Annotated in this window: 12 protein-coding genes; 7 read left to right on the top strand and 5 right to left on the bottom strand. The window is 74.9% G+C overall.

The genetic code is table 11. From position 1 onward, the window contains the following. Nucleotides 1-6: 6 nt before the first annotated feature. The 6 genes from ACH4OA_RS22915 to ACH4OA_RS22890 all read left to right on the top strand — a co-directional run bounded on the left by ACH4OA_RS22915 (nt 7) and on the right by ACH4OA_RS22890 (nt 4881). The gene (locus ACH4OA_RS22915; RefSeq protein WP_397970481.1) at nt 7-357 is read left to right on the top strand and encodes a hypothetical protein; all 351 of its coding nucleotides are present in this window, start codon (nt 7-9) and stop codon (nt 355-357) included. Nucleotides 358-389: 32 nt separating this feature from the next. Further along, a complete protein-coding gene (locus ACH4OA_RS22910; protein ID WP_397945738.1) occupies nt 390-1622 on the top strand; it encodes an NAD(P)/FAD-dependent oxidoreductase in 1233 nt (410 codons plus the stop codon). Nucleotides 1623-1721: 99 nt separating this feature from the next. Then, nucleotides 1722-2087: an Rv2175c family DNA-binding protein gene (locus ACH4OA_RS22905; protein ID WP_365942126.1), complete on the top strand. Its 366-nt coding sequence runs from the start codon at nt 1722-1724 to the stop codon at nt 2085-2087. A gap of 97 nt (nt 2088-2184) precedes the next feature. Next, the gene (gene thiE, locus ACH4OA_RS22900; RefSeq protein WP_397940583.1) at nt 2185-2832 is read left to right on the top strand and encodes a thiamine phosphate synthase; all 648 of its coding nucleotides are present in this window, start codon (nt 2185-2187) and stop codon (nt 2830-2832) included. 109 nt (nt 2833-2941) lie between these two features. After that, nucleotides 2942-3865 carry a methylenetetrahydrofolate reductase [NAD(P)H] gene (gene metF, locus ACH4OA_RS22895; RefSeq protein ID WP_365884063.1) on the top strand — a complete coding sequence of 308 codons (924 nt, stop codon included), beginning with the start codon at nt 2942-2944 and terminating at the stop codon, nt 3863-3865. A gap of 56 nt (nt 3866-3921) precedes the next feature. Then, a complete protein-coding gene (locus ACH4OA_RS22890) occupies nt 3922-4881 on the top strand; it encodes a hypothetical protein (RefSeq protein ID WP_397970479.1) in 960 nt (319 codons plus the stop codon). A gap of 51 nt (nt 4882-4932) precedes the next feature. Here ACH4OA_RS22890 and ACH4OA_RS22885 read toward each other — a convergent pair whose 3' ends face one another. The 5 genes from ACH4OA_RS22885 to ACH4OA_RS22865 form a co-directional block, all read right to left on the bottom strand. Continuing rightward, entirely contained in the window at nt 4933-6441 is a 1509-nt protein-coding gene (locus tag ACH4OA_RS22885; protein ID WP_397970477.1) for a phytoene desaturase family protein, read from the bottom strand. A 58-nt stretch (nt 6442-6499) separates the two neighbouring features. Continuing rightward, complete coding sequence (locus ACH4OA_RS22880) at nt 6500-7102, bottom strand: DUF4126 domain-containing protein (protein ID WP_365884103.1); 603 nt, start codon at nt 7100-7102, stop codon at nt 6500-6502. Nucleotides 7103-7506: 404 nt separating this feature from the next. Continuing rightward, nucleotides 7507-8136, bottom strand: a complete 630-nt coding sequence (locus tag ACH4OA_RS22875) for a TetR/AcrR family transcriptional regulator (protein WP_365942224.1) — start codon at nt 8134-8136, stop codon at nt 7507-7509. 52 nt (nt 8137-8188) lie between these two features. Continuing rightward, nucleotides 8189-10276 carry a YhgE/Pip family protein gene (locus tag ACH4OA_RS22870; RefSeq protein WP_397970474.1) on the bottom strand — a complete coding sequence of 696 codons (2088 nt, stop codon included), beginning with the start codon at nt 10274-10276 and terminating at the stop codon, nt 8189-8191. Next, entirely contained in the window at nt 10245-11036 is a 792-nt protein-coding gene (locus ACH4OA_RS22865; protein ID WP_397970581.1) for an ATP-binding cassette domain-containing protein, read from the bottom strand. Before ACH4OA_RS22865 ends, ACH4OA_RS22870 begins: the two co-directional genes overlap by 32 nt. A gap of 207 nt (nt 11037-11243) precedes the next feature. Here ACH4OA_RS22865 and ACH4OA_RS22860 point away from each other — a divergent pair, with 207 nt between their 5' ends. Further along, a complete protein-coding gene (locus ACH4OA_RS22860) occupies nt 11244-11822 on the top strand; it encodes an SAV_6107 family HEPN domain-containing protein (RefSeq protein WP_365883400.1) in 579 nt (192 codons plus the stop codon). Nucleotides 11823-11937 lie beyond the last annotated feature (115 nt).

Raw genomic sequence — 11937 nt, 5'->3', positions numbered from 1 at the left:
CGTTCCATGGCCCGGTCGCTCGACGGACTCGCCTTCGCCCCCGTGTCGGACCAGGACCCGGGCCAGGTGGGCACCGCCACCCGGTTCGCGTACCACGAGCGGGACGGCGCCGTCTGGGCCGAGTACGCGGGCGGCGACGTGGTGCGCGGCCATCTGGTCGGCACCCGCGAGGGCGACCGGCTGGACTTCCGGTACGTGCAGCTCAGGACCGACGGGACGACCGCCTCCGGGCACTGCGTGTCCACGGTCGGGGAGCTGCCGGACGGGCGGCTGCGGCTGACGGAGACCTGGGAGTGGGAGTCCGGTCCGGGCGCCGGCACGAGCGTTGTGGACCAGGTCACCGAGCACGCCCGCTGACTGACGTTCCGTCATGTGTCTAAGGTGACCGGGTGAGCGAGCAGACAGCACAAGAGGGCACGTCACCGGGGCCGCGCGTGGTCGTCGTCGGCGCGGGCATGGCCGGGGTGCAGACCGCCGTGGCCCTGCGGGAACAGGGCTTCCGGGGCCGGGTGACCGTCATCGGCGCCGAACCCCACCAGCCCTACGACCGGCCGCCGCTGTCCAAGGCGGTCCTGCTCGGCAAGGCCGAGGACTCCGCCTTCGACGTCGACTTCGAGTCCCTCGGGGTCGAACTGCGGCTCGGCTGCGCGGTGCGCGGCCTGCGGGCGGACGCACGCGAGCTGGACACCGAGGCGGGCCCGGTGCCCTACGACGTCCTGGTCCTCGCCACCGGCGCCGAACCGGTCACGCTGCCCGGCACCGAGGGCGTGCCCGGCGTGCACCTGCTGCGCACCCTGGACGACGCCGGCCGGCTGCGGCCCGTGCTGGCCCGGCAGCACGACGTCGTCGTCGTGGGCGCCGGCTGGATCGGCGCCGAGTTCGCCACCGCCGCCCGCGAGGCCGGCTGCGCGGTGACCGTCGTGGAGGCCGCCGGCCGGCCGCTGGCCGGCGCCCTGCCCGCCGAGGCCGCCGCGCCCATGGCCGCCTGGTACGCCGACGCGGGCGTCGCACTGCGCACCGGCGCGCGCGTGGCGCGGGTCGAGCCCGGCGCGGTGGTGCTCGCCGACGGCACCCGGCTGCCCGCGGGCGCCGTCGTCGTCGGCATCGGCGCCCGTCCCGCCACCGCCTGGCTGGCCGGCTCCGGCGTCGCCCTGGGCGCGCACGGCGAGGTCCTCACCGACGACCGGCTGCGCAGCTCGCTGCCGGACGTGTACGCCGTGGGCGACTGCGCGTCCTTCCCGTCGGCCCGCTACGGCGAACGGCTCCTCGTCCACCACTGGGACAACGCCCTTCAGGGCCCGCGCACGGTCGCCGCGAACATCCTCGGCGAGACCCCCGCGGTCTACGACCCGGTGCCGTACTTCTGGTCGGAGCAGTTCGGCCGGTTCGTGCAGTACGCCGGGCACCACGCCGCGGCCGACCGCCTGGTGTGGCGCGGCGACCCGGCCGGCCCGTCCTGGACGGTCTGCTGGCTGCGCGCGGGCCGCCTGGTCGCCCTGCTGGCCGTGGGCCGGCCCCGGGATCTCGCCCAGGGCCGCCGGCTGATCGAGGCCGGCCGCGCCATGGATCCGGGGGCCCTGTCGGACCCGGCCTGCCCCTTGAAGAACGCCACGGCCGACTGAGCGCCACGGCCGCCCGCGGGGGCGTGACCGGCCACGACGGACCCGCGGACGGCCGACGACACATCGCGGGCGCCCCGGCGGAGCGCCTACCCTAGATCCGTGACCGAGATTGACGCAAAGATCGATGCTCTCGTCCCCGCCTGGCTCACCCTCCCCGACATCGCCGACATGCTCGGCGTCGAGGTGACGCGCGTCCGGCAGCTGGTCAAGGACGGCCAGCTCATCGCCGTACGCCGGGGGGAGAACAGGGCGCTGCACGTCCCCGCAGCCTTCATCGACGGGGACAAGGTCGTCAAGGGCCTGTCCGGGACCCTGACGCTCCTGCGGGACGACGGCTTCACGGTCGAAGAGATGATCGAGTGGCTTTTCACGCCCGACCCGACCCTGCCCGGCACGCCCGCGCAGGCCCTGAGCGAGAATCGCGGCACGGAGGTGAAGCGCCGCGCCCAGGCGCTCGCCGTCTGAGCCGCACCGGGGAGCCGGAGGCGGTGTGCGGGCCGGACGCCCGCACACCGCCGCCGCAGCACCGCCGGGGACACCGACCACGGGGGGACCCACGCACATGACCGACACCGCCCGCGCCGCGCTCGCCGACGCCCGCCTGTACCTCTGCACGGACGCCCGCCGGCGCCAGGGCGACCTGCCCGAGTTCCTGGACGCGGTCCTGGCCGGCGGCGTGGACATCGTGCAACTGCGCGACAAGGGTATGGAGGCCGCCGAGGAGCTGGCGCACCTGGAGGTCTTCGCCGACGCCTGCGCCCGGCACGGCAAGCTGCTCGCGGTCAACGACCGGGCCGACGTGGCCCACGCCGCCCGCGCCGGTGTGCTGCACCTGGGCCAGGGCGACCTGCCGGTCCCCGCGGCCCGCGCGATCCTCGGCGACGGCGTGCTGATCGGCCGCTCCACGCACACGGAGGCCGAGGCCGCCGCCGCGGCCGTCCAGGACGGCGTGGACTACTTCTGCACCGGCCCCTGCTGGCCCACCCCCACCAAGCCCGGCCGCCCCGCGCCCGGCCTCGGCCTGGTCCGCCACACGGCGGCCCTCGGCACCGGCCGCCCCTGGTTCGCCATCGGCGGCATCGACCTCGGCAACCTGGACGAGGTGCTGGACGCGGGCGCCCGCCGGGTGGTCGTGGTCCGCGCGCTCACCGAGGCGGACGACCCGGGCGCGGCGGCGGCCGAGTTCGGCAAGCGGCTGCGGCAGGTCTGAGAGCGCCCGGTGGCCGGATCGGTGTCCAAGGGGTGGACACGTGGCCGACAATCCGGGCAATTTCCCAGGTTCGGTTGGGGGACCGCCCACCCCTGGCTAACCTGCCCGTATGGCCCTCGGAACCCCATCCACCAGGACTGATCGCGCACGCACCGTGCGCGACATGCTCGCCACCGGCAAGACGACGTACTCCTTCGAGTTCTCGGCGCCGAAGACTCCCAAGGGCGAGCGGAACCTGTGGAGCGCGCTCCGGCGGGTCGAGGCGGTCGCCCCCGACTTCGTCTCCGTGACCTACGGCGCCGGCGGCTCCACCCGCGCGGGCACCGTCAAGGAGACCCAGCAGATCGTCGCCGACACGACGCTGACCCCGGTCGCCCACCTCACCGCGGTCGACCACTCCATCGCCGAACTGCGCAACATCATCGGCCAGTACGCCGACGCCGGCATCCGCAACATGCTCGCCGTGCGCGGCGACCCGCCCGGCGACCCGATGGGCACCTGGGTCCCGCACCCCAAGGGGCTCACCTACGCGGCCGAACTCGTCCGGCTCATCAAGGAGTCGGGCGACTTCTGCGTGGGCGTCGCCGCGTTCCCGGAGATGCATCCGCGCTCCTCGGACTGGGACACCGACGTCGCGCACTTCGTGGACAAGTGCCGCGCGGGCGCCGACTACGCCATCACACAGATGTTCTTCCAGCCGGAGTCGTATCTACGGCTGCGCGACCGGGTGGCGGCGGCGGGCTGCGACACCCCGGTGATCCCGGAGATCCTGCCGGTGACCAGCGTGAAGATGCTGGAACGGTTGCCGAAACTGAGCAACGCCCAGGTCCCGGACGCCCTGAAAGAGCGGATCCTGGCGACGCGGGACGATCCGGCGGCGGTACGCTCCATCGGTATCGAGTTCGCCACGGAGTTCTGCGCTCGGCTGCTGGCCGAAGGAGTGCCCGGACTGCACTTCATCACGCTGAACAGTTCCACGGCGACCCTGGAAATCTACGAGAACCTGGGCCTGCACCACCCCCCGCGGGCCTAGACCGGCCGCACCGCGATACGACACACTGCGTAGCGGTCACTGGGAGAGGGGCGTACATGGGCTGGGCGGTCCTCTACATCGCGTTCGGCGGCGTCGCGCTGTGGTTGCTGGGCGAGGTGCTGCTGCAATACAAGGCGCGGCTGCGCTGGCGGCTGCTGGCCTTCGCCGGTTTCGCCGGGGTCGTGGCCGGTGTGCTGTTGCCCTCCGTGATCGTGATCGGGGTCGGCGCGATCGCCTTCGCGGTCGGCCAGACCTATGTGACGCTCTCGTTCCGCCGCGGCTTCGCCTCCGGCTGGGCGGTCAAGCGGCCCGGCGCCGGGACCGGTGGCGGCAGCAAGCGCCGCCGGGGCCGCACGGACCGGCAGACCGCGGCCCCGCAGGACCCCGGGCCCGCCGACGAGCAGGACAACACCGGCCGGCCGGCCTACGGGCAGGAGACCGGTCACGGCACCGATCACCCGGTCTACGGCCAGGCACCCGGCGACCACGACGGCTTCGACCGCGCCGACGGCTTCGACCGCGACGACTTCGACCGCGACGACGTCTTCACGCCGGCCGCCTCCCGTGCGGACGGCACCGCCCCCGCCGAGACCACCGCCGTCTACGAACCGCTGGTCCTCCCCGAGGACCCCGGCGGCTACACCGGCTACGGCGACCCCGCCCAGCAGGCCCCGGCCTACGAATACCCCGCCTACGGCCGACAGCAGGACTACGGCTACGACACCACCGGCCGGCCGCAGGGGTACGCCAACTACTCCGACCCGTACATCGGCACCCAGTCCTACGGTGGCTACGACCAGGGCTACGGCGAGCAGTACGGCCAGCAGCCCGGCTACGCCCCGGACCCGTACGCTCCCGGCGGCTACCCCGAGACCCCGCCGGGCGGCGTCTGGGTGCCGCAGCAGCGCACCGACGACAGCCACGGCGGCGAACTCCCGCAGGAGCAGCCGTACCCGCAGCCGGACGGACACCGGCCGCAGCCCGGCGCCGGCTACGACGAGCAGTACCGCTTCTGAGCCGTCCGGGCCCCGTCCGCCGGGGCCCGGACCCCGCTCACCGGACCCCGCTCACTGGGAGCCGCGGAACCGTGGTCCCTCCACGATCAGCCCGGCCACCAGCGCGCCCGACATCCCGGCGTGCGCCAGCCCGCCGCCCGGGTGGGCCCAGCCGCCGGCCCGGTAGAGCCCGGGCAGCCGCGTGGTGTTCGCCGGGTGCAGGAAGCGGCCCCCGCCGGCGGCGAGCGCGGGCGCGGGCACGGACCCGCCCGGGGCGCCCGTCTCCGCCCCGGCGTCGCCCGGCGAGCGCACCTCGTGCCACAGCAGCCGCTCGCGCAGCCCCGGTATCGCGCGCTCGCCGGCGGCCAGGAGGAGGTCCGTGTACCGCCCGGCCGCCCGCTCGTCCCGGCCGGCGCCGGCGGGCACCACGGCGGACAGCACGGCCGACTCGTGCGCGTCGTCGGGGCGCAGCGCGGGATCACCGGGGCGCAGCACGGTCACCGTCGGCGCGGGCGGCTCGGCACCGCCCGGCGAGGCCAGGAAGTCCCACTCCGCCCCGGGGTCCGCCGGGTGCACGACCGTGCGGTGCGCGGCACCGGGCTCCCGGGCGCCGCGCAGGGCGAGCAGCAGCGTGAACCGGGCGGGCGGCGCGGCCTCCGGGTCGGCCCGCACCTCGCCCTCCCCGTCCAGTGGACGGTCCGTCAGGGCCCGTAGCCGCGCCGGGTGCACGCCCGCCACGACATGGTCCGCCTCGGCGGCCGTGCCCCCGGCCAGCTCCACGCCGGCCGCCCGGCCGTCCCGCTCCGTGATCCGGGTGACCTCGGCGCCGAAGACGAACTCCACCCGCCGCGCCAGGCACCGCTCGTACACCGCGCGCGCCAGCTCACGGAGGCCGCCGCGCACATACCAGGTGCCGAACGCGTGCTCCATGTACGCCAGCACGGCAGCGCTCGCCGGGGTGGTGCGGGGATCGAGGCCGTAGGCCAGCGCGTGACTCGCCAGCAGGGCCGTCAGACGCTCGTCCCGCAGCTCGAAGGCGCCGATCTCGGCCAGCGTCCCGGCCCGGCGGGTGCGCAGCAGCCGTTTGTGCGGGACCGCCGGATACGGCTCCTTCTCGGCCAGCACCCGCCAGTTGGGCCACAGCGGCTCCTCCAGCAGCGGCCGGCGGGTGCGGTCCCAGGCCTCCCGGGCCCGCACCAGGAACGCGCCCCACCGCTCGCCCGCCCCCGCGCCCAGCGCCTCGTCCAGGGCCGCGACGACGCCCGCGCGCGAGGCGTTCGGCAGGGACACCGCGGAGCCGTCCGCGAAGACGTGCCGGGACGAGGGGTCGACCTGGACCAGCCCGACGCACTCCTCCAGCGGTTCCTTCCCGGTCTTGACGAACAGATCGCGGTACACCGCCGGCAGCGTCAGCAGCCCCGGGCCCGTGTCGAAGCGGAAACCCTCCCGCTCGAACCGGCGCACCGCCCCGCCGTACGTCTCCGTCCGCTCGTACACCACCACCCGGTGGCCCGCGACGGCCAGCCGGGCGGCGGCCGCCATCGCGCCCATCCCGGCGCCGATCACCGCAATCCGTGCCATGCCCGCGACTTTATCGACCGCCACCGACAACGCGGCCGCCGGGCCGCCGCGCCGCAGGTCAGGGGACTCGCGAGGCGATGCGCCGCTCCTCGCGCCGCTGGGCCCGGCGGCGCAGGAAACGCCGGATGCGCGTGACGAGGAACACCAGGGCCAGCAGCCCGCCGGCCAGCAGGACACCCGCGACGACCGCCGCGGCCAGCGGATGGAACATCGCGAACGCCACGACGGCGCCGACCCCGAGATCCTCGGCGAGGCTCAGCACGATGTTGCTGAACGGCTCGGGCGAGGCGTTGACCGCCATCCGCGTCCCGGCCTTGACGGTGTGGCTGGCCAGCGCCGTCGACCCGCCGAGCACACCGGCCGCCAGCTCGGGGACGGAGCCGCTGTGGCCGGCGAGCAGCGCCCCCACCCAGGCGCCGGCGGCCGGCCGGACCACCGTGTGCACGGAGTCCCAGACCGAGTCGACGTAAGGGATCTTGTCGGCGACGGCCTCGCACAGGAACAGCGCCCCCGCGACGATCAGCACCTCGGGCCGCTGCAACGCCTGCGGCACGTCGTCGCTGATCCCCGTCACGCCGAACAGGCCGAGCAGCAGCACCACCGCGTAGGCGTTGACGCCGCTGGCCCAGCCACTGGTGAAGACCAAGGGGAGTACGGACACGGAGGCGATCGTAGCCACCCGGCGGGCGTACGGCCCGGCCCGCGCGCGGACGGCTGAGTACGCGTACTCAGACCGCCGGATGAGTACGCGCGCGGATGGGCCGCCGGCCGCCGGGACGAGAGAGTGGAGCCACGGCAGGGGGCGGGGCCGGCACCGCCGGCACGGGGCGGCGGAACCGCGCCCGCCCGCCGGCCGCTCCTTCCGCCGATCCGTCGGCGGAAGCGAGACGGGGGGCCTCGGGGGAAGACCGCCACGGGGGTCCGCAGGGGGAGACCAGGGGGAACCCGTACGGGGGAGAACGCGAAGGACGTACGGGGAGCACGGGGGAGCACGGGGGAGAGAAGAGGCGCCGGTCCGGGAGCGGACCGGCGCCTTCTTCCGTGGGCCGGGAGGTCCCCGGGCGCTCAGACCCTGCCGCTGACCCGTCCCTGGAGCAGCCGGGACAGGGCCGCGTGGACATCGTCCAGGGAGCGCTCCGGCTGGAACGACTTCCAGTCCAGCGCGGCCACCAGCACCATGCCGACCAGCGCCGCCGCCGTCAGCGGGACGTCGATCTCGTCGCTGAACTCGCCGGCCGCCACGCCGTCGCGCAGCACGCCCTCCACCACCGCGACCGCCTCCCGCCGCACCACCATCAGGGTGGACTGCCAGGCCCGGTTGGTGCGCCACAGCTCGGCGACGTACAGCTGGGTGAAGGCCGGGTAGCGGTCGATGAAGACCAGGCCCGCGCGGACCATCGCGTCCAGCGCGTCCACCTTGCCGCCGCCCGCGCGCGCCGTCCGCTCGGCCGCCTCCTTCAGGGAGGCGGTGAGCAGGCCGACGCCGTGCCTCAGCAGCTCCTCGAAGAGGACGGACTTGCTCGCGAAGTTGTAGTACACCGTGCCCTTCGCGACCCCGGCCCGCTCGGCGATCTCGTCCACCGTGGTCGCGGAGAAGCCCTGCTCCGCGATGAGCGTGACGGCCGCCTCGTAGAGCTTCTGCCGGGTGGCCTCGCGGCGCGTGCTGCCGCCGGCCCGGGCGCTGCTGCTTTCCATGGCCCCGATTCTCACAGGTCCGCGCGGGTGCGGGCGCCTCCCCCGGCCCCCGTCACAGGGTCAGCTCCGGATGCAGCCGGGCCGGCGTCCACACCTGGCGGCGGCGGGCCGCGAGCGCGGTCAGCGCCAGGGCGCCGGCGGTGAACGCGGTCAGCACCCCGCACGCCTGCCACACCGGGCCGAGCCCGCCGCCGGTGATCAGCCGGCGCAGCGCCTCCACGATGTAGCTCATCGGCAGGAACGGGTGCACGGCGGCGAAGAAGCCGGGACTGGTCTGCACCGGATAGGTGCCGCCCGCCGAGGTCAGCTGGAGCATCAGCAGCGCGAGGACCAGGATCCGCCCCGCCGCGCCGAACCGGGCGTTCAGCCACTGCACGAGCGCCGCGAAACAGGCGGTGACCAGGAAGAGGAAACCGAGCGTGCCGGCCGCCCGGAGCATCCGCAGCCCGATCGCCCAGTGCAGCACGGCCATCAGCGCCGTCACCTGGAGCACGCCGACGGCGACCACCGGCAGCCAGCCGGCGCACGCGATCCGCCAGGCGGAGGCGCCGGCCGCGAGGGCGCGCCGGTTGAGCGGCGGGATCAGCATGTAGGCCACCATCGCGCCGACCCACAGGGACAGCGGGATGAAGTAGGGGGCGAACCCGGTGCCGTAGTTCGGCGCCCGGTGCAGGTCGTGGGAGGCGAGCCGGACCGGGTCGGCCATCACGCCGGTGCGCCGGTCGCGGTCCCGCTTGTCGTAGTCCGGGATCTTCCGGGCGCCCGAGTGCAGCCCGCCGGCCAGTTTCCCGGAGCCGTCCGACAGCTTGTACAGGCCGCCGTTCAGGGTCTCGGCGCCCGACTTCGCGGTGCCGATGCCCTGGTCCAGGGCGACCGCGCCGGTGTGCGCGGTGCCGAGCCCGGTGTGCAGCCGCTCGGCGCCGGCGGCGACCTTCCGCGCGCCGGTGTTCAGCGTGTTGATGTCCTTGACGGCGTGGGCGACGTCCTCGGACAGGTGCGGTGCCCGCGCGGCGAGGGCGTCGGCCTGCTTGCGCAGGGCGCCCAGGTTGTCCCGCATGGTCTTCAGGTCGCCGTGCTGGTCGGCGATGAGGGTGTTGAGGTCGTCGGCGACGGTGGCGGTCTCGGCGGCGGCCCGCTCGGCCCGCTTCAGCTGCGGGCAGGCCGGGTCGGGGACGGGCGCCTTCTCGCAGCGCGCCCGGTAGACCTCGTCCAGGACGGCGGCGGAGGCGTGCGCGGCCTTGGCGGTGCCCGGGGCCAGCTTCACCAGCGTCTCCAGGTTGTCCCCGACCGCCTTGGCCGAGTCGGAGACCAGCCGGGCGGTGTCCCCGACGGTCTTCTCGTTGTCCTTCAGGAACGGGCCCGCGTCGGCGTAGACGCCGTTGACCTGGTCGGCGAGCGCCTGGGTGCCGTCGGCGACCTGCCGGGCGCCCTTCTGCAGGTCACCGGAGCCGGTGTCCAGCTTCTTCAGGCCCTTGGCCAGCTCGCCGCTGCCGCTCTTGGCGTCCTTCAGCCCGTCCGCGAGGTCCTTGGAGCCCTTCTCCGCCTTGCCGATACCGCTGTTCAGCTTGTCGGCGCCCGCGGCCGCCGTGACGGTCTGGTCGTGGATGTCGGAGAAGGACACGAAGATCTTGTCCAGGAAGCCCCGGGACGCCTTCGTGGACGCGGCCGAGCGCACCTCGGCGAAGACCGTGCGGGAGATCTGCCCGACGATGTAGTTGTTCGCGTCGTTGGTGCGCACCTGTAGGGCGCCGGCCTCGGGCGAGTCGCCCGAACTGGAGGCGATCCGGCGGCTGAAGTCGGCCGGCAGGGTCAGCGACAGGTAGTAGGTGCCGTCCTCCACGCCCGCGCGGGCCTGTGCGTCGCTCACCTCGTGCCACTCGAAGGTCCGGCTGTCACGCAGTCCGTCGGTGATGTCGTCGCCGGCGGTGATCCGCTTCCCGCCCGCCGTGGCGCCCTTGTCGTCGTTGACCAGGGCCACCGGGACGCGGTCCAGCCGGCCGTACGGGTCCCAGAAGGACCACAGGTACAGGGCGCCGTACAGCAGGGGGAGCACGAGCAGCGCGACCAGCGCGGCGCGCGGCAGCCGTCCGCGTCCGAAGCGCCTCAGCTCAAGCGCGGCCAGCCTCGGCGAGCGCGTCACCGGCGTCCTCCTTCGGTCCGGTCGGCACGGTCACGCAGTCGCCGGGCGCGGTGCGGCACACGGCCACGACCGTCGTCCCCGCGCGGGCGAGGGACCGCAGCAGGTCCCACATCGCGGTGCGTTCGGTGTCCGACAGCTTCATGTCGACGTCGTCGACGCCGAGCAGCCGGGGCCGGCCGAGCAGCGCCAGCGCGAGGGACAGCCGCGCCTCCTGCGGCCGTTCCAGGTCCCGTACGGCCGTCCGGGAGCCCTTGGGGAGCGTCTCCAGGTCCAGCCGGGCGGCGGCCAGCGCCGCGTCGACGCGCAGCCGGGCCTCGTGGACGCGCCGGGGCCGCGGGTGCAGCAGCCCGCGCAGGGAGCCGCCGAAGCGGTGCTCCAACAGGGCCCGCTCCCGCAGGTGTTCGCCCACGGTCAGGGCCGGCTCCAGGTCGGTTACGCCGGTCACGTTGGCCACCGCGGACAGGCGGCGCACGGCCGCCATGTGCCGGGGAAGTTTCAACTCGCCGACGGTGGCGACTCCTTCAGTGGGTTTCATCCGCCCCGTGAGGGACAACAGCAGACAGGTGCGGCCGGAGCCGGACGGTCCGTTGAGCGCGATCAGCGAGCCGGGCGCCGCGTCCAGGGTGATGCCGCGGAAGGCCCAGCCCCGCGGCCCCTGGAGCCCGAGGCCGTCGGCCCGGACCCCGACGCCGGGGGGATCGTCCGGGTGGTGCGTGTCCTCGGCGCCGTCGGTGTCCTCGGTGTCCTCAGTGACGTCGATGCCCTCGGTGCCGTGCGTACCGGCCGTGTCGTTCACGAGCCCCCCTGCCTGGTGTGCCCCGGTCAGTTGTACTGACTAGTCAGTACAAAAATACGCCCGAACCTACGACCGAGGCAAAAGCCCTGGTCAGAACGGATTGTCAGTGGCATACCTCACGATGGGCACATACGGCATACGTGCCGTCACCCAGACGACAGGAGGTTCGTCATGGCCCACTCGTCCGCGGCCGCCGCACCCCGGCGCCGCGCCACCGGCCCTGCCCCCTCACTGACCGGACCGGCGAGCGACGTACACCCCGTGCTGCGCCGGGCCACGGCCCCGCCCGCCGCCCTCGACCTGCTTGCCCAGGCCCGCGCCGCACTGGAGGAGGCCACCGTCCTGGAGACCCCCAACGAGCGCTATGCCACGGCCCACCTCGCCGCCCTGCGCACCGCCGCCGCCGTGCTCGCGGCCCGGGGCCGGCCCGAGACCTCCGCGCGCCGCCGGGCCCGGATCCGCAGCGCCTGGGAGGTGCTGCCCGAGATCGCCCCGGAACTGGCCGAGTGGAGCGCGCTGTTCGCCTCCGGCGCCGCCCGCCGCGCCCGCGCCGAGGCCGGCATCCGGGGCGCCGCCGGCCGGCGGGACGCCGACGACCTGATACGGGACGTGGCGATGTTCCTGCGCCTCGTGGAGCGGATGCTCGTCCTCCAGCCGGTCCTGCCCCAGCCCCGCCAGGACGCCGGCGGACCCGACGGCCCGGCGCCGCGCGCCCCGGCACCGCGCGGCGCACTCCCCGACACCGGCTGAGCACCCGGCTGCCGCACTGCCCGACACCGGCGGGGTGCCCGGCCGGCGCGTCCCGCGGCACACCCCGTCCGGGCCGCGACGCGAGGAGCCGCCGCGGCATGGGAGGCAATCGGGA

The sequence above is a fragment of the Streptomyces sp. NPDC017095 genome (assembly GCF_044332325.1).
GTDB lineage: Bacteria > Actinomycetota > Actinomycetes > Streptomycetales > Streptomycetaceae > Streptomyces.
This window is presented reverse-complemented; position numbering and strand designations above follow the sequence as displayed.

What these genes read in the sequence shown, in the direction of transcription:
- metF (WP_365884063.1), top strand. Translation starts at nt 2,942, where the DNA reads ATGGCCCTCGGAACCCCATCCACCAGGACTGATCGCGCACGCACCGTG.
- ACH4OA_RS22885 (WP_397970477.1), bottom strand. Translation starts at nt 6,441, where the DNA reads ATGGCACGGATTGCGGTGATCGGCGCCGGGATGGGCGCGATGGCGGCC.
- ACH4OA_RS22860 (WP_365883400.1), top strand. Translation starts at nt 11,244, where the DNA reads ATGGCCCACTCGTCCGCGGCCGCCGCACCCCGGCGCCGCGCCACCGGC.
- ACH4OA_RS22875 (WP_365942224.1), bottom strand. Translation starts at nt 8,136, where the DNA reads ATGGAAAGCAGCAGCGCCCGGGCCGGCGGCAGCACGCGCCGCGAGGCC.
- ACH4OA_RS22890 (WP_397970479.1), top strand. Translation starts at nt 3,922, where the DNA reads ATGGGCTGGGCGGTCCTCTACATCGCGTTCGGCGGCGTCGCGCTGTGG.
- ACH4OA_RS22915 (WP_397970481.1), top strand. Translation starts at nt 7, where the DNA reads ATGGCCCGGTCGCTCGACGGACTCGCCTTCGCCCCCGTGTCGGACCAG.
- thiE (WP_397940583.1), top strand. Translation starts at nt 2,185, where the DNA reads ATGACCGACACCGCCCGCGCCGCGCTCGCCGACGCCCGCCTGTACCTC.